Source organism: Stenotrophomonas sp. MYb238 (assembly GCF_009496535.1).
Classification (GTDB): domain Bacteria; phylum Pseudomonadota; class Gammaproteobacteria; order Xanthomonadales; family Xanthomonadaceae; genus Stenotrophomonas.
Window position 1 is genome coordinate 1 of record NZ_WIDL01000018.1, and the last position, 17433, is coordinate 17433.

12 protein-coding genes are annotated in these 17433 nt (G+C 70.4%); all 12 read left to right on the top strand.

What is annotated here, in order from left to right:
• The first annotated feature begins 181 nt into the window (after positions 1–181).
• Positions 182–1369: a nicotinate phosphoribosyltransferase gene (gene pncB / locus CQ393_RS12620; RefSeq protein ID WP_153191911.1), complete on the top strand. Its 1188-nt coding sequence runs from the start codon at positions 182–184 to the stop codon at positions 1367–1369.
• A gap of 353 nt (positions 1370–1722) precedes the next feature.
• Complete coding sequence (gene wecB / locus CQ393_RS12625; protein WP_343199957.1) at positions 1723–2910, top strand: UDP-N-acetylglucosamine 2-epimerase (non-hydrolyzing); 1188 nt, start codon at positions 1723–1725, stop codon at positions 2908–2910.
• Entirely contained in the window at positions 2907–5108 is a 2202-nt protein-coding gene (locus tag CQ393_RS12630) for a hypothetical protein (protein ID WP_153191913.1), read from the top strand. The genes wecB and CQ393_RS12630 overlap by 4 nt, the downstream gene beginning before the upstream one ends.
• Positions 5109–5114: 6 nt before the next feature.
• The gene (locus CQ393_RS12635; protein WP_343199958.1) at positions 5115–7262 is read left to right on the top strand and encodes a glycosyl transferase family protein; all 2148 of its coding nucleotides are present in this window, start codon (positions 5115–5117) and stop codon (positions 7260–7262) included.
• Positions 7259–10081: a hypothetical protein gene (locus CQ393_RS12640; RefSeq protein WP_153191914.1), complete on the top strand. Its 2823-nt coding sequence runs from the start codon at positions 7259–7261 to the stop codon at positions 10079–10081. The genes CQ393_RS12635 and CQ393_RS12640 overlap by 4 nt, the downstream gene beginning before the upstream one ends.
• Positions 10082–10102: 21 nt before the next feature.
• Positions 10103–11131, top strand: a complete 1029-nt coding sequence (locus CQ393_RS12645; protein ID WP_153191915.1) for a twin-arginine translocation pathway signal — start codon at positions 10103–10105, stop codon at positions 11129–11131.
• A 4-nt stretch (positions 11132–11135) separates the two neighbouring features.
• Positions 11136–12260, top strand: a complete 1125-nt coding sequence (locus CQ393_RS12650) for a cell division protein FtsQ (RefSeq protein WP_228114521.1) — start codon at positions 11136–11138, stop codon at positions 12258–12260.
• A gap of 13 nt (positions 12261–12273) precedes the next feature.
• Positions 12274–13854, top strand: coding sequence for an MBOAT family O-acyltransferase (locus CQ393_RS12655; RefSeq protein ID WP_153191916.1), 1581 nt, complete (start codon positions 12274–12276; stop codon positions 13852–13854).
• Between the two features lie 16 nt (positions 13855–13870).
• Positions 13871–14104 (top strand): phosphopantetheine-binding protein, encoded by a 234-nt coding sequence (locus CQ393_RS12660; RefSeq protein WP_153191917.1) that lies wholly within the window; start codon positions 13871–13873, stop codon positions 14102–14104.
• 27 nt (positions 14105–14131) lie between these two features.
• Positions 14132–15610, top strand: coding sequence for an AMP-binding protein (locus tag CQ393_RS12665; protein WP_153191918.1), 1479 nt, complete (start codon positions 14132–14134; stop codon positions 15608–15610).
• Positions 15607–16290, top strand: a complete 684-nt coding sequence (locus CQ393_RS12670; RefSeq protein ID WP_153191919.1) for an alginate O-acetyltransferase AlgF — start codon at positions 15607–15609, stop codon at positions 16288–16290. Before CQ393_RS12665 ends, CQ393_RS12670 begins: the two co-directional genes overlap by 4 nt.
• Positions 16291–16294: 4 nt before the next feature.
• Entirely contained in the window at positions 16295–17428 is a 1134-nt protein-coding gene (locus tag CQ393_RS12675; RefSeq protein ID WP_153191920.1) for an acyl-CoA dehydrogenase family protein, read from the top strand.
• Positions 17429–17433 lie beyond the last annotated feature (5 nt).

Genomic DNA, 17433 nt, shown 5'->3' on the forward strand with positions numbered 1-17433 from the left:
CGGGGCGAAGGGGCGGCAAGACGGGCCGCCGCAGCCCGGCGAGGGTCGACGGGCGCCGCGGCCGGGCCGCGCGCCGGCATTCGAGCCGCAGGTCCGTCGGCGCTTACCGCCCCGATACGTGCAGTGCCTGGCGGCATCCGCCTGCACACGCCCGCCGGGACCGCCGGCGCATAATGCCGGCATGATCATCCAGTCCCTGCTCGATACCGATCTCTACAAATTCACGATGATGCAGGCGGTGCTGCACCAGCACCCCGGGGCGATCGTGCAGTACCGCTTCAAGTGCCGCACGCCGGGCATCGACCTGGCCCGTTACATCGACCAGATCGATGCCGAGATCGACCACCTGTGCAGCCTGCGCTTCGGCGCGGACGAGTTGGACTACATGCGCGGGCTGCGCTTCGTGAAGCCGGACTTCGCCGATTTCCTCGGCCTGTTCCACCTGGACCGCAAGTACATCGACCTGCGTGCCTCGGCCACCGTGCCGGGCGAGATCGAACTGGACATCTCCGGCCCGTGGCTGCACACCATCCTGTTCGAGGTGCCGCTGCTGGCGATCATCAACGAGGTCTGGTTCCGCAATACCAGCACCGCGGATTTCGCCGAGGGTGAACGCCGCCTGCGCGCCAAGACCGCGCTGCTGCGCGATACCCCGGGCTTCGGCGACTGCCGCATCGCCGACTACGGCACCCGCCGCCGTTACTCGCACGATTGGCACGCGCACATGCTGCCGCTGCTGCGCGACGCGCTGGGCACGCAGTACGTCGGCACCAGCAACGTGTATTTCGCGCGCCGGTACGGCATGACCCCGCATGGCACGATGGCGCACGAATACCTGCAGGCATTCCAGGCGCTGGGCCCGCGCCTGCGCGATTCGCAGGTGGCCGCGCTCGAGTCCTGGGCGCGCGAGTACCGCGGCGACCTGGGCATCGCCCTGTCCGACGTGGTCGGGCTGGATGCCTTCCTGCGCGATTTCGACATGTATTTCTGCAAGCTGTTCGACGGCGTGCGCCACGACTCGGGCGATCCGTTCGTGTGGGGCGACCGCATGCTGGCGCACTTCAAGGCCAACCGCGCCGATCCCTCCAGCAAGATCCTGGTGTTCAGCGACGGCCTGAACATCGAGAAGGTGATGCGCCTGTACGACTATTTCCGCGGCCGCTGCCAGGTGGCCTTCGGCGTGGGCACCCACCTGACCAACGACCTGGGGCCGACCCCGCTGAACATCGTCATCAAGATGGTGCGCTGCAATGGACAACCGGTGGCCAAGCTCAGCGATTCGCCGGGCAAGAGCATGTGTGACGATCCGGGTTATCTGGCTTACCTGCGGCAGGTATTCCAGGTGAACGCCCCTCCTGCGGCGGACTGAGGGGCCGGGGAAAAGAGCGTGGGTGAGCGAGTGTCATCCCCTCTCTTACGATGATGGAATAGGATCGGCGCCGCCCGGGAGGACCGGGCGGGGCCGAGCCTGCCTCTGTCCGTACCTGACGTGAGCGTCCGCGATCCGCGGCGATGATCCCCCGCAGGGTTCTGTTCATGCTCTGAACGAGTGCCGGTGCCGGGGTGCCGTGGACGGGCGCGCGCTACGTACTGCAAGTGACGATTTACGTCACACCGTCCTCCGGATCGGGCCTGCATCCTCCCGATGTGGTGCCTGTTACGGTACTTGGCCTAGAATTTGCGTGACGGATGTCACATTAATCAACCGCATGGAGTTGGCTGGTGAAGGTTCTTTCCGTTTTTGGTACCCGCCCTGAAGCGATCAAGATGGGACCACTGGTCCGGGCGCTGGGGCAGGCACCGGGCATCGAATCGATCGTATGCACCACCGGCCAGCACCGGGCGATGCTGGACCAGGTGATGGCGCTGTTCGACATCGTTCCGGATCACGACCTGGACGTCATGGTCGCCGACCAGACCCTCAACGGCCTGTGCGCGCGCCTCTTCGAGCGCCTGGACGCGCTCTACGCACAGGTACAGCCGGACCGCGTGCTGGTGCATGGCGATACCTCCACCGCGATGACCGCCGCCGTGGCCGCTTTCCAGCGCCGCATTCCGGTCGGCCATGTCGAGGCCGGCCTGCGCACCGGCGACCTGCAGCGTCCCTGGCCGGAGGAAATGAACCGGCGGGTGATCGACGTGGTCGCGGACCATCTGTTCGCGCCGACCGCCAGTTCGCGCGCCAACCTGGAACGCGAGCATCTGGCCGGGCGGACGGTGGTGACTGGCAATACCGTCATCGATGCCCTGCAGCAGACCGTGGCGCGGCTGGACCAGGACCGCGCCCTGCGCCAGGCGGTGGATGCGCCGCTGCACATGCTCGATCCGCATCGCCGCCTGCTGCTGGTGACCGGGCACCGCCGCGAGAGTTTCGGTTCCGGTTTCGAGAACATCTGCCGTGCGCTGGCCGAGCTGGCCAGGCGCCCGGACCTGCAGATCGTCTATCCGGTGCACCTCAATCCCAACGTGCAGGGGCCGGTCAACGCGCACCTGGGCGGGCTGGACAACGTCCACCTGATGCCGCCGCAGGACTACCTGAGCTTCGTGCGCCTGATGCAGCGCGCCGACGTGATCCTCACCGACTCCGGCGGCGTGCAGGAGGAGGCGCCGGCGCTGGGCAAGCCGGTGCTGGTGATGCGCGACGTCACCGAGCGGCCCGAAGCGGTGGAAGCCGGCGTGGTGCGCCTGGTCGGCACCGAGCCCAAGCGCATCGTCGATGCGGTGGCGGCCGCCTGCGCCGCGCCGCACGCGGCCGCCGGGTTCAACCCGGACGCCAGCCCCTATGGCGACGGCCGCGCCAGCGAGCGCATCGTGGCCGCGCTGCTGGGCCAGCCCTTCCAAGAGTTCCGGCCCGCGCAGTGCGCCGTTGCCGATCGTCGATCCCTTTCCCTGCAAGAAGTGACGCCATGACCCCGAACGGCCGACATTTCCTCCTTTCCCTCCTCGCCACGCCGCTGCTGGCCACCGCGCCGGCCGGCTTCGCCGCCGACAGCGCGGCCGGGCAGTTCGGCGAGTGGGCCGGCGATGCCATGGTGACCCGGCAGATGACCCTGCGCGACCTGGGGTTCCGCCAGCCGTTGACGCTCAGCGGCCAGGAGGACCGGCGCGAGATCTACCTGCCGGTGCCCGCAGGCGTGCCGACCCGCGATGCGCAGCTGCAGCTGGACGGGCGTTACGTGCGCGGCCACACCGGCCGCACCTCGGGGCTGTGGTCGGTTGATGGCGACCCCATGGCCGCGCGCACGATCACCGATGCGCAGGGCGATGCCAGCCAGCTGCTGGGCATCGACGGTTCGCCGCGCGAGAACGGCTTCGTCCGCGTCGGCGTGGGCTGGTGGTCGGTGGTGTCCGACTACCGTTGCGCCGACCAGAGTGCGCCGGCCAACGTGCTGCGGCTGTCGCCCGATTCGCGTTTCACCTACCGCTTCGACAGCCGCGCCGTGGATACCGTGGCCAAGGCATGGGGAGCGCTGCCGCCGCGCGTACGCGTGCTGGTGGAGGGCAAGGCCATGCCGGCGCCCGCTTACGACGCGGCCTGGCGCGTGGGCACCGCGCTGCGCAACGGCGGCAAGCGCGTGGACGTGGTGGCGTTGCCGGCGGTCGGCGCCAGCGTGGACCTGGGCGGCGTGGCGATCCCCGCCAGCCTGCGCGGCATTCCCGCGTATGCCGCCCTCGCCGGCGCCGAACGCAACCACCGCATCGCCGACCTGGCCGAAGTCGGCGCGCTGCTGTCGCTGCGCGACAGCGGTCCGCTGGCGGCGGACGTGGTGATCGACAGCGAGCCGTTGCGCGCGGCCGTGCGCAACGCGCTGGATGCGCTGGCCGCGCAGGCCACCGCCGCGGGCAGCGACACCGCCGCCGCGTTCGCGGCCTGGCGCGCGGCGTCCATGGCGCCGCTGGAAAAGGGCCTGGGCAAGGACTCGGTCGGCGTCGCGCCGGTCGCCGGCAGGCCGGTCCTGCTGGTGGCCCCGGCCGCCGGCGCCAAGGTGGCCGGCCTGCTGGGCGAGCAGTGGCGCAGCTATGCGCTGGGCCGCACGCTGCAGGTCGAGCAGGCCTCGACGCCGCCGGTATCGGAGGACACCGTCCTGCTCAGCCGCCTGGGCAACATGTCCGGGACGCTGGACATCGTCGTGCGCGGCGACCGCACCGCCGCCTTCGAACTGGGCGCGCTGTCGGCCGACGGGCGCCTCCCCGAGCAGGTGGTGATCGACGTCTCGGCCGCGCCCAACGCGGCCGGCCAGGGCGCGGTGGCGACGATCTACTTCAACGATTTCCTGCTTGGCGCGAAGATCCTGAGCGCCGATGGCAAGCCGCAGCGGCTGGTGGCGCAGGTGCCGGCCTACGCGCTGGCCGCGCGCAACGAGGTGCGGGTGAGTTTCCTGCGCCAGCCGGCGCGCCCGTACTGCCACGACCCGGCCACCGCCTTCCCGGTCTCGATCCTGCCCAGCAGCCACCTCAAGCTGGCCAGGCGCAGCCTGGGCACCAGTTTCGTCGCCGCCGCGAGCCAGCTGGCGCACGCCAACGATGTGTTCGTGCCCGGAACCTGGCTGCAGGACGCGCCGGCCTCGCTGGCCAAGGTGATCGCCGTCGCCAGCGCGGTGGGCGCCTCGCCCGAAGCCGCGCGCCTGCAGGTGGTCGATGCCGGCAAGGCGGTCGCTCCGGGCAATCCCTTCCTGGCGTTCGCGCTGGCGCCGTCGGGCGTGACGCCGGCCGCGCTCAAGGACGGCCGCCTGGTGGTGGCCGGCAAGCCGCAGCCGCTGCTGGACGTGAGCGGCCTGGATCGCGCCGCCGCCGTGCAGGTGGTGGATGCCGGCGGCCATGTCGGCGTGCTGTACAACGATCTGGGCGCCCATGCGCCCACCCTGGATGAACCGTTCCGGCTGGTGCGCGGCGACCTTGCGGTGCTCGACGGCCGCGGCGTGGTCACCGATTTCGACAGCCGCGATCCCTACGGCGCGCGCGTGGCCGCCGAAGGCAACCCGCAGCCGTGGTGGCGCCAGCACATGGTGTGGCTGCTGCTGCTGGTCGGCGTGGTCGTGTTCATGCTGCTGGCCGCACGCGTGGCCCAGGTCCGCCGCCGCCGCGCGACCGCCGCACAGGGACACTGACCGGCAGTGGACGGCCTGTTCTGGAACGTCTGGCTGGGCAACTACTACGCCGTCCTCGAGTCGGTGGCGGTGGCCGTTGCCGTGCTGATCCTGATTTCCAGCCTCGATGACCTGTTCATCGACGCCTGGTACTGGATCCGCGAGACGTGGCGGACCCTGACCATCAAGAAGCGGGCGGGTTACCGCCCGCTGACCCAGCAGGACCTGCTGCAGCGGGCCGAACAGCCGCTGGCGATCATGGTGCCGGCGTGGATGGAGTACGACGTCATCGCGCAGATGGTCGAGAACATGATCGACGTGCTCGACTACCAGGACTATGTCGTCTTCGTGGGTACCTATCCCAACGACGCGCAGACCATCGGCGAGGTCGAACGCATGCAGCGGCGTTACCGCCGCCTGCAGCGGGTGGAAGTGCCGCATGCCGGGCCCACGAGCAAGGCGGACTGCCTCAACTGGCTGGTCCTGTCGATCTTCGACTACGAGCAGCGCCACGGCATCGAGTTCGCCGGCGTGATCCTGCACGACAGCGAGGACGTGCTGCATCCGATGGAGTTGAAGTTCTTCAACTACCTGCTGCCGCGCAAGGACATGATCCAGCTGCCGGTGACCTCGCTGGACCGCGAGTGGTACGAACTGGTGGCCGGCGTGTACATGGACGAGTTCGCCGAGTGGCATGCCAAGGACCTGGTGGTGCGCGAGAGCGTGTCGGGCATGGTGCCGTCGGCCGGCGTGGGTACCTGCTTCTCGCGCCGCGCGCTGCTGGCGCTGAGCGAGCAGACCGACAACCAGCCGTTCAACACCGACAGCCTGACCGAGGACTACGACGTCGGCGCGCGCCTGGCGGCGATGGGCATGCAGTCGATCTTCGCCCGCTTCCCGGTGCAGTTCCGCGTGCGCCGCCCGTCGTGGTTCGGCTGGGGACCGGTGCGCGAACGCACGGTGAGCATGGCGCTGTGCGTGCGCGAGTATTTCCCGGACAACTTCCGCGCCTCCTACCGACAGAAGGCGCGCTGGGTGCTGGGCATCGGCCTGCAGAGCTGGGAGTCGCTGGGCTGGCGTGGTTCACTGGCGACCAAGTACCTGCTGGCGCGCGACCGCAAGGGCATCGTCACCTCGTTCGTGAGCATCGTGGCCTATGTGATCTTCCTGCAGCTGCTGTTGTTCTGGGTGCTGCGCGCCACCGGCCTGTGGAGCCTGCAGTTCCCGACCGTGTTCCAGGCCGGCACCTGGCAGATGAACATCGCCCTGTTCACCACGGCAGCGCTGGCCATGCGCGTCGTGCAGCGCTTCTATTTCGTCAACCGGCTGTACGGCTGGGAACACGCGCTGATGTCGATCCCGCGCATGGTGGTCGGCAACGTGGTCAATTTCATGGCCACCGCCCGCGCCTGGCGCATGTTCCTGCTGTATCTGCTGTTCGGCAAACGCATGGTGTGGGACAAGACCATGCACGATTTTCCCGACGCCACCCAGCTGGTGCATACGCGCAGGCGCCTGGGCGAACTGCTGACCACCTGGCAGGCGGTCGAGCCCGAGCGCGTCGAACAGGCGCTGCAGCAACAGCAGCGGGGGCGCCAGCAGCCGCTGGGGAGGATCCTGGTGTCGCAGGGCTGGCTGGACGACGAGACCCTGGCCGAGGCCATCGCCTTCCAGGGCGACATGCAGCGCGCGGCGATCGACGTAGATTACCTGCGCGCGGGCGTGTTCCCGGTCAGCATCGACGCCTGCGTGCAATGGCGCATGTTGCCGCTGCCGCCGCTGCAGGAGGGCACCTTGCGCCTGGCCGTGGCCAATCCGCTTTCCGACGCCGCCCTGGCCCTGCTCCAGCAGGAAACGGGCAGCGCGCACATCGAGCAGGACATCGCGCGCGAAAGCGAGATCAATGCGGGCCTGCGCATGATCGGCGGCGCCGAACAGTGGCGCGTTGACACCGTGCCGCTGCTGGGCGACCTGCTGGTGGAGATGCACCTGATCGACCATGCGCGCTTCGAGATCGCGCTGGACGAATACCGCCCGCAGCGCGATGGCCGCATCGGCGATTACCTGGTGAGGAAGGGCATCGCCACCGAGGCCGCCATCGCCCAGGCCATGCAGGAGCAGCGCCAGCGCGCGGCAACGCTGCAGTCGCCGTCCGCCGGAGCCGTACCTGCATGAAGACCGTGCTGCTGTCCACCGTCATCGCCGCCGTCCTGGCAGTGGCCGCCGCGCCGGCGCAGGCGCAGGCCGATGCGCCGCTGCCGCTGTCCGGCCCGGCTTACCGGCTGGCCGAGCAGGCGTTCGCCGCCTACGACCGTGGCGACTACGCGGCGGCTTACCGGCAGGCCGGCGAAGCGGCGCGCCTGCGCCCGGACGTGGTGCGCCTGCGCCTGCTGCAGATCTATGCGCTGCAGAAGCTCGGCCGTGGCGAGGAAGCGCGCAGCCAGGCCCGTCGCGCACTGGATGCGGGGTTGAAGGACCCGGCGCTGCCGGGGCTTGCCGCCGCGGCAGTCACCGCTGGTGCGGGTCGCCGCGCTGCGCGTCCGGCGCCGGCCGCGCCGCAGACGCCGGCCGAACGTGCCTACGCGCAGGCATTCGCCTTGGCCACCGAGGCCTATGCCGCCTTCAACGACGACCGGATGGACGTTGCCGCCAGCAAGGCCGAACAGGCCTTCCGCCAGCAGCCGCAGCAGGGCGCCTGGGCGATGCTGTGGGTGGCTGCGCTGGAGGTACAGCAGAAACTGGAACAGGCCGACGCCGCGGCAGCCACCGCCCTGCAGCTTGGCGCGCCGAACGTCGCCGACCTGCGCGCCAAGCGCGTGGCGCTGGGCCGCGCGCGCGCGGTCAAGCCCGCCCAGGACGGCTACCAGGCGTTGATCGCGCAGGACTTCGGCGCGGCCACAGGCTTCGCCCGCGACGCCGTGGCGCGCGCGCCGGATGTCGCCTCGCACCGCTTGCTGCTGCTGACCGCGCAGATGCTCGACGGCCAGCTCCAGGACGCCGAACACACCGCCGACCAGGCGCTGGACAACGATCCGGAAGACACCGTCGCCCTGGTCATGCGCGCCTACCTGCGCCAGCGCCAGGGCGATACAGCGGGGGCCAACGCCGATTTCGACATGGCCCTGAAGCAGGATTGGCTGGACGCCCAGCAGCAGCGGAACGTACGCCTGCTGGCGGTGGACGCGGCCATCGCCGTCGGCGATCGCGAGCGCGCCGCCGCGTTGCTGGCGCCGCTGCAGGCCGATCCGCTGGACGACGAGGAAGAGAAGGCGCGGCAGGGCATCCGCCAGGCCGTGGCAGAGCGCGCCAAGGCGATCCATGGCGCGCGCGCCGGCCAGACGCTGACCCTGCAGTCCTATCCGGCACCGTTCCAGCAGTGCCGCGACACGCCCTATGGCACGCAGTGCGAACTGATGCCGGCCGACCTGCAGGGCGACGGCGGTGCCGCACAGCGCGCTTACGCCGCCTATGGGCGGCAGGACTACCAGCAGGCGATCGCCCAGGCGCGCCAGGCCGTGCAGGAGAACCCGGACAACGCGACCCTGCAGGGGCTGTTGACCACGACCCTGGCCGCCGGCAACCGCAGCCAGCAGGAAGAGGCGCGGCAGCGCCTGGACGGCGCCTTGGCCGCGCACCCCGATGACGCCGGCCTGCTGATGCAGCGCGGCTACCTCAACCAGCGCGCCGGCGAGCCCGCGCAGGCGCTGGCGGATTTCCGCGCCGCAGAAGCTACCGGCAAGGCGCCCAGGACGGTGGTGATGGACCAGGCCTACGCCAGCGCCGCCAACGGCGACCACCGGCAGGCGGTCGCCCTGCTGCGTACCGCCATCGACCGGGCCGACGCGGGCCAGTTGCCGCTGGACAAGGCGCAGCGCTTCAACACGCGCAGCGCCATCGCCGGTTACGCGCGCGAATGGGGCGCTAGCGTTTCGGCCGGCTACCGCGGCGCGCGCCAGGCGGCGACCAACCTCGGCGGCGCGGCGATCAGCACGCCCGGCGATTCGGTGTTCGGCACGCTGGAGGCGTTCTGGCGCCCGCAGGCCACCAACAACCGGCATGGCACGCTGGAAGCCTATGCGCGCATCGCCAACACCCTGTACGACGAGGGCGGCACCTACGAGTCGATCCTCGCCGTCGATCCCTGCACCGGCGAAAGCAGGCCCGATCTGCGCGACCGCGTCGAACGCCTGAGCCACTCGCGTTCGGTGGCCGGCTGGCCGTCCACCATCGGCTCGCTCGGCGTGCGCTACGCATTCGGCCAGACCGGCCTCAGCGTCGGCCTGGAGCGCCGCCAGTTCCTCGGTTCGGCCACCCGCCGCGGCGGCGTCTACGCCGACTCGGCGGCCGAGCGCTGCCGGATCCAGCTCGAGTCCGAACGTCCGCTGCAGGTCAACGCGCTGGCGCGCTACCGGCTGGGCGACAACGCCGGCGGCTGGATGGGCTACGCCACCTACGGGTTCTACAAGGGCACCGGCGTGCGTACCGACGTCGGCCAATGGTGGACGCTCAGCGGCTACGCGCAGGCCGGTTTCAGCTGGGACGACAACCGCGCCCGCTTCAGCGTCGATGCGCTCGACGCCAACGGCGACCCCGGCCAGCGCCTGGTCGATTCCAGCGGGCGCCTGCGCCGCCAGCAGGTGTTCGCCGCGGCCGAACTGCGGCTGGGCCGCAGTTACCGCTTCGGCGCCGACCAGACCCGCTGGGTGGTGACGCCCTCCGTGGTGGTCGGCGTGGACTGGCTGGACCAGCGCTCGCGGGTACGCGGCATCGAGTACCCGAACATCGGCGCGCAGTCGTTCCTGCTGTCCGACACCAACCGCGGCTGGTCCCTCGGCGCCGGCCCCGGCGTGGGCCTGCGTTACTGGTTCCGCGAGGACCACTACAACGCCACGCGTTCCTACCTGGACCTGGCCGTGCAGTACCGCTTCGCGTTCGGCGGCGGCGATACCCAGCGCGCCAAGGGCCTGTTCGCCACCGCCACCCTGTACTACTGATCCCGCATGAAGGATTCGCCCATGACGCCTGTTTCCCTTCCCCGTCCCGCGCGGCGCCCGCGCGCGTTGCTGCTGGCCGCGCTGTGCGCGCTGGCGGTGGGCGGCCCCGCGTGGGCGCAGGCGCCCGCGGCCCCCGCTGCGCCGGCGGCCCAGGATTCCTCGATCGTGCTGGTCGGCCGGGACGGCTGGCTGTTCCCGGCCTGGGGCAGCCTGACCGAGGTGGATACCGCCGCGGTGGCGCGCAACACCGAACTGATCGCCGATGCGCAGCGTGCCCTGGCGGCCGCCGGGATCGCGCTGCAGGTGCTGGTGCTGCCGGACAAGGCGTTGTTCTACGAGGACCGCTTGCCCGACGGCAAGCGGCTGGGCGATCCGGTGCGCGGCCGCTACGCGCTGGAGGTCGACGGCCTGGGCAAGGCGCAGGTGCCCGCGATCGACGCGCTGCAGGTGCTGCGCCAGGTCAGGCAGGGCGGGCAGGACGTGTTCTACCGCAGCGACCAGCACTGGACCCAGCCGGCCGCCGACGCGGTGGCCACCGCCGTGGCGGCGAAGGTGAAGGAGCAGGTGCCGGTTCTGGCCGGCCAGGCCGGCAGCGGCATGGTGCTTGGCAGCGAGGTCAAGGAGCGCCGCTTCGGCGACCTGGCCGAACTGTTCCTCACCGACGAACAGCGCAAGGCGATCGGGCGCGACACCTTCACCGTGCGCCGCCAGGCGGAACAGCAGTCGCTGCTGGACGACGCGCCGGCGCCGGTGCACGTCACCGGCCACAGCATGGTGCAGCCGTACTTCGGCTTCCCGCAGAAGCTGTCCAACCTGCTGGACCGGCCGGTATCGGTGAACTGGAAGCCGGGCAACGTCGGCCACTGGGTGATGCTGCTGGAATACCTGGAATCGGCCGAATTCAAGCAGAACAAGCCGCAGGTGCTGGTCTGGCAGATGTTCGAGCCCTCCTACCCGCAGGGCCCGGATGCGCGCGGGCAGTGGGACAACGCCTCGATCATGACGCCCGAGCAGTGGAAGGCGCGCCTGCACAAGGCGCTGGGGCAGTAATCCGATGAATGCCCGTCCCGGGGCGCCCGCGCCCCTGCCTCCTGCTGCCCCGCCGCGCGCCCATCGGCTGACCGCCATGGTGGTGTCGGCGCTGTTGCTGATCGGCGCGTGCGCCGGCGGCTGGATGCTGGCCAACGCCAGGCTGCCGGCGGAAAAGCTGCTGCCTTCCAAATGGGCCGACGGCGAAGCCGGCCAGGCCATCAACCAGGCGCTGCGCCTGCCGATCCAGAACGAAGGCGACCTGGTCGGTGCCGCGCTGCGGTACCGCCTGCTCGGCGACACCGGCGAGCAGGTGGCACTGGGCTGCCCCGACTGGCTGTTCTACCGCGATGGCCTGCGCCCGCAGCCCGGCGCCGCGGCCACGGTGTTCAACGACCGCGTGCGCCTGATGCGGCACTGGTCGCAGCAGCTGCAGGCCCGGGGCGTGCAACTGCTGGTGGTGGTGGTGCCGGACAAGTCGCGCATCGAACAGGCGCATACCTGCGGCCTGCGCTATTCCGAGCCGATGCGCGCCCGTTACGGGCAGTGGCAGCAGGCCTTGGCCGACGCGGGCGTGCCCGGCGTCGATCTGCTGCCGGTGCTGTCCGGGCAGGATTCGCCGGTGTTCTTCCGCACCGACGTGCACATGAACCGGATCGGCGCGCAGCGCGCGGCCGATGCCGTCGCCGCCGCGGCGCTGCCGCTGCTGGGCGGGCAGGGCGGCCAGGCCTTCGAGGTCGGCCCACTGGGCGCGCCGAAGCCGCGCATGGGCGACCTGATCGTGCTGGCCGGGCTGGAACACGCGCCGCCGGGCTGGCGGCCGTCGCTGGACCAGGAGCCGGAGCAGTCGATCGCGCCGGTCCGCAGCGGCGGCCTGCTCGACGACACGCCGCCGGTGGAAGTGGCGCTGCTGGGCAGCTCCAACGGCCGCCGCAGCCTGTTCGCCGAACGCCTGGGCCACGGCCTGGGGCGCGAGGTATGGAACCAGAGCATGGACGGGGGCCAGTTCTCCGGCGCGCTGCTGGCGGCGCTGCCGCAGCAGGCGACGTGGCCGCCGACCCTGAAACTGGTGATCTGGGAATTCTCCGAAATGGCCCTGTCCCTGCCGCTGACCGAAGGCGAGCAGAAGGCATTGGCCGGCACCGACTGAGCGCCGACCGACCATGCTGTTCAACTCCTTCCTGTTCCTGCTGGCCTTCCTGCCGATCGCGCTGGGCGTGCACTACCTGCTGGGCGCGTTGCAGCCACGGCTGGCCGCGCTGTGGCTGTGCGTGGCCTCCATCGTGTTCTACGGCTGGTGGAACCCGCAGTTCGTGATCCTGCTGGCCGGCTCGATCGTCTTCAACTACCTGGTCAGCCTGGCGATCCTGGCGCTGGCCGGACGGCCGCGCCTGCAGCTGCTGGCCACCGCCTTCGGCGTGGCCGCCGACATCCTGCTGCTGGTGCACTACAAGTACTTCGCGGCGATGGTGAACTTCGTCCACGACCTCGGCTTCGCCGTCGGCCCGATGGACACGCTGATCCTGCCGCTGGGCATCTCGTTCTTCACCTTCACCCAGATCGGCTACCTGCTGGATTGCCGCGCCGGCGTGGTCAACGACCGCAGTCCGCTGAGCTACGTGCTGTTCGTGACCTTCTTCCCGCACCTGATCGCCGGCCCGATCCTGCACCACAAGGAGATGATGCCGCAGTTCAGCAAGCGCGAGACCTACCGGTTCCAGGCCGAGAACCTGTCCATCGGCGGCATGCTGTTCGTGATTGGCCTGGCCAAGAAGGTGCTGCTGGCCGACACTCTCGCGCCTTACGCCGACGCCGGTTTCGCCTCCACCGGCCAGGTGCAGTTCTGGGGAGCGTGGGCCACCGCGCTGAGCTACGCGCTGCAGCTGTACTTCGACTTCTCCGGCTATTCGGACATGGCGCTGGGCCTGGCGCGCATGTTCGGCATCCGCTTCCCGCTGAACTTCAATTCGCCCTACAAGGCCACCAGCATCATCGATTTCTGGGCGCGCTGGCACATGACCCTGACCCGCTACATCACCGCCTACCTGTACTACCCGGTGGCGATGGCGGTGACCCGCTGGCGCCCCCGCCACGGCCGGCCCACGGGACCGACCGCGGTGGCCTCGGCCGGCGGCTTCTTCTCGATGATCGTGGTGCCCACGGTGTGGGCGATGGGCCTGGCCGGCATCTGGCACGGCGCCGGCCTGCAGTTCCTGATCTTCGGCCTGCTGCATGCGGGCTACCTGGCGATCAACCATGCCTGGCGCGTGTTCGTCGGCGGCCGCAAGCCGGTGGCGATGCGCACGCTCAACCCTTTCCAGCACGCCGGCTACCTGCTGCTGACCTTCGCCGCGGTACTGGTGGCGCAGGCGTTCTTCCGCGCCGATGGCGTGCACGATGCCTGGCAGCTGGTGCAGGGCATGGCCGGCGTGCGCGGCTGGGAGAGCCTGGAGAACCTGGCGCATGTCGGCGGCCTTCGCTTCGCCGATGGCATGCGCCTGCTGCTCGGCCACCACCTGCAGCTGCTATACATCCTGGCGGCGCTGGCCATCGTCTGGCTGGCGCCGAACGCGCACCAGATCATGGGCGTGTACTCGCCGGCGCTGGCCAAGCCCAATCCCGCGCCGCGCCCGTGGATGCGCTGGCAGCCGAGCCTGGCGTGGCTGCTGCTGATGATGGTTCTGCTGGCGCTGTGCCTGCTCAACCTGCACAAAGAAACGCGTTTCCTCTACTTCCAGTTCTGACAAGGTGGATTCCAACATGGACAAGCAGACGATCCAGAACCAGCTGATCGACATCGTCGAAGCGGTGATCGGCACCCGCGTGCAGCCGGACGAATACATGGAGTCGCTGTTCGACTCGATGTCCAAGGTGCAGCTGATGGTCGAGGTCAAGGACCGCCTCGGCGTCACCCTGCCGGTGGACGAGATAGACGCCCTGGTCGATTCGGTGCAGGTGCTGGCCGACTACGTGGCCGCACACGGTTCCCGCTGAGCGCGCGGAAACGCCGGAGGTAGCGCGATGTACTTCGATTTCGACCAATGCCGCTTCACCGACCTGGAGGTCGCGCCGCACGCGCCCGCGCTGCACGCCGCCGACGGGATGATGGACTGGGCCGGCCTGCACCGCGCCACCGGCGCATGGATCGAGCGCGCGCGCGGCGCTGGACTGTCGCCGGGCGACGCGCTGGCGATTTCAGGGCACAAGGAATCGGCCTTCGTGGTCGCCATGCTCGGCTGCCTGTGCATGGGCGCGACCTACGTGCCGGTGGACAACATCAACCCGCCGGCGCGCCTGCGGCGCATCGCCACCCTGGTGCACGCGCGCGCGGTCTACGACGCCGCGGCCGACGCCTTCCTGCCCGGCGCCGACGCGCCGCGCCCGCTGGCGGTGCCGGACCTGGCCTACATCATGTTCACCTCCGGCAGCACCGGAGACCCGAAGGGCGTGCAGATCGGCCGCGACAGCGTGGCGCTGTTCGCCGGCTGGATCCGCGACTGCCTGGGCCTGGGCCCGGCGCCGGCCTTCATGAACCAGATGCTGTTCAGCTTCGACTTCTCGCTGTTCGACCTGTGCGGCGCGCTGGGCCTGGGCGGCTGTTGCGTGCTGTGCCCGCGCGAGGTGATCGCCAGCAGCGAGCGCTTCATCGACCACCTGCGCGATTCGCACGTGGCGGTGTGGGCGTCGACGCCGTCGTTCGTGCGCCAGCAGATGCTCAACCCGCGCTTCGACGCCGCCCATCTGCCGGACCTGCGCGTGTTCGTGTTCGGCGCCGAATCGCTCACCCCGCGCGTGGCCGAGGAGCTGTGGGCGCGCTTCCCGCAGGTGCGCATCGTCAATTCCTATGGCCCGACCGAAGCGACCTGCTCGACCACCTGGGTGGAGATCGATCCGGCGCTGCGCGCCGCCGCGCCCAATCCGTTCCCGATCGGCATCGGCAAGCCGTATGCGGAGGTGTTCCTGGACGACGGCGAGATCTGCATGGCCGGCGACCACGTGATGCGCGGCTACCTGGAGCGTCCCGACCTGGATGCCGGCGTGCTGTTCGAGCACAACGGCAAGCGCGCCTACCGCAGCGGCGACCTGGGCGACATGGACGCGCAGGGGCGGTTCTATTTCCGCGGCCGCCGCGACGACCAGATCAAGCTCAACGGCTACCGCATCGAACTGGCCGAGGTCGATGTCGGCCTGGCCCGCCTGCCGGGCGTGGTCGCCGGCGCCGCGGTGGTCCTGCGGCGGCCCGACGGCAGCCTGGCGCGCATGATCGGTTTCGTCGAGACCGCCCAGCCGCAACCGGGCGAACTGCAGCGCGTGCCCGCGGCGCTGGGCGACTGGAAGGAGCAGCTCGAGCGCCACATGCCCCCCTATATGATTCCTTCGGAGCTGTTCGCCGTGGACGCGTTGCCGCAGACGATCAGCAACAAGGTCGACCGCAAGCAACTGGAGCAGCGCTACCAGACCCTGGCGCGCACGCTCCGCACCACGGAGAAAACCGCATGAACACCATGATGAAATCGCTGGCCGTCGCCGCGTTGGCGCTGTCGCCCGGCGTGTCCTTCGCCCAGCAGGGGACGGAGGGCCGCCTGGCGCAACTGTACGCGCCGCGTCCGCCGGCCGGTTCGGCCTTCGTGCGCGTGCTCAATCCCGGCAGCGCCGTGTTGAAGGCCAGCGTCGGCAACGGCGCCGAGCAGAACCTCGGCCCGGCCACGCGCGCCACCCGCTACGCGATCGTCGAGGGCGGCAAGCCCTTCACGGTGCGCGTGGCCGGCAAGCCCCGCACGCAGCCGGCGGTGGCCGCCGGCAGCTTCACCACGCTGGTGCTCGACGCCGGTGCGCCGGCCAGGCCGCTGGCGGTGCTCGAGGACGGCGGCGGCAGCAGCGATGCGCTCAAGGCCGAGATCCGCTTCTACAACCTGGCCGCCGGCTGCGCCCAGGGCAGGCTGGCGATGGCGGACAACGGCCCGGTGGTCTTTCCCGCGGTGGCCAACGGCCGCAGCGCCGCACGCGGCATCAATCCGGTCAAGGCGCGCCTGGTGGCCGGATGCGGAGGCAGGGACAGCGCTGCAGTCGAATTGCCGGCGCTGCAGCCGGGCGACCACTACAGCCTGTTCCTGACCGGCGCCGCCGGCGCGCCGGTGCTGCAGGGCCAGCTCAGCGGCACCGATGCGGTGGGTCGCTGAAGCGATGACGGAACGACCGGTTTTCCGCGAGGACCACGCCCTTTTCCGCGAACAGGTCCGCCGCTTCATCGCCGAGCGCATCGCGCCGCACTACCCGCAGTGGGAACGCGCGGGCATCACCCCGCGCGCGCTGTGGCGGGAGGCGGGCGAGGCCGGCCTGCTCAACTGCCAGTTGCCCGAGCCCTACGGGCTGGGAGGAGACTACGGGCACGCCGCCTGCGTGATCGAGGAACTGGCGCGCGCCAACTTCCTCGGGATCGGCTTCTCGATCCACTCGGACATGGTCGCGCCCTACCTGATGCAGTACGCCACGCACGCCGTGCGTGACGCCTGGCTGCCGAAAATGGCGCGTGGCGAGGCGATCGGCGCGATCGCCATGACCGAGCCCGGTGCCGGCAGCGACCTGAAGGCGATCCGCACCCGCGCGGACGCCGTCGACGGCGGCTACCGGCTGAACGGACAGAAGACCTGGATCACCAACGGCGTCAACGCCGACGTGGCCGTGGTGGTGGCCACCGTCGCTCCCGAGCTGGGAGCCGGCGGCCTGAGCCTGTTCTGCGTCGACCTGCGCCAGCCGGGGGTCAGCCGCGGCGCGCCGATGGCCAAGATCGGGCAGCACGCCCAGGACACTGCCGAACTGTTCTTCGAGAACGTGCATCTGCCGGCCGATTGCCTGCTGGGCGAAGCGCGCCGCGGTTTCGCCTACCTGGAGGAGCAGCTGGCCGCCGAGCGGTTGGCCATCGCCCTGCGCGCGGGCGCCTCGGCCGAGGGCATGCTCGGGGAGAGCGTGGCCTACGTGCGCCAGCGCAAGGCGTTCGGACGCACGCTGATCGACCACCAGAACACCCGTTTCGTGCTCGCCAGCGCCGCCGCCCGGCTGGCCATGCTGCGCTGTTTCCTCGACCAGTGCCTGGGCTGGCAGATGCAGGGCCGGCTGGACGCGACCACCGCGGCGATGGCGAAGCTCAACGCCACCGAGATCCAGGGACAGGTACTGGACGACCTGCTGCAGCTGCACGGCGGCTACGGCTACAGCAGCGAGTACGGTATCGGCCGCGCCTGGACCGACGCGCGCGCGCTGCGCATCTTCGGCGGCACCAGCGAGATCCTGCGCGACATCATCGGCCGCGCGCTCTAGCCGCG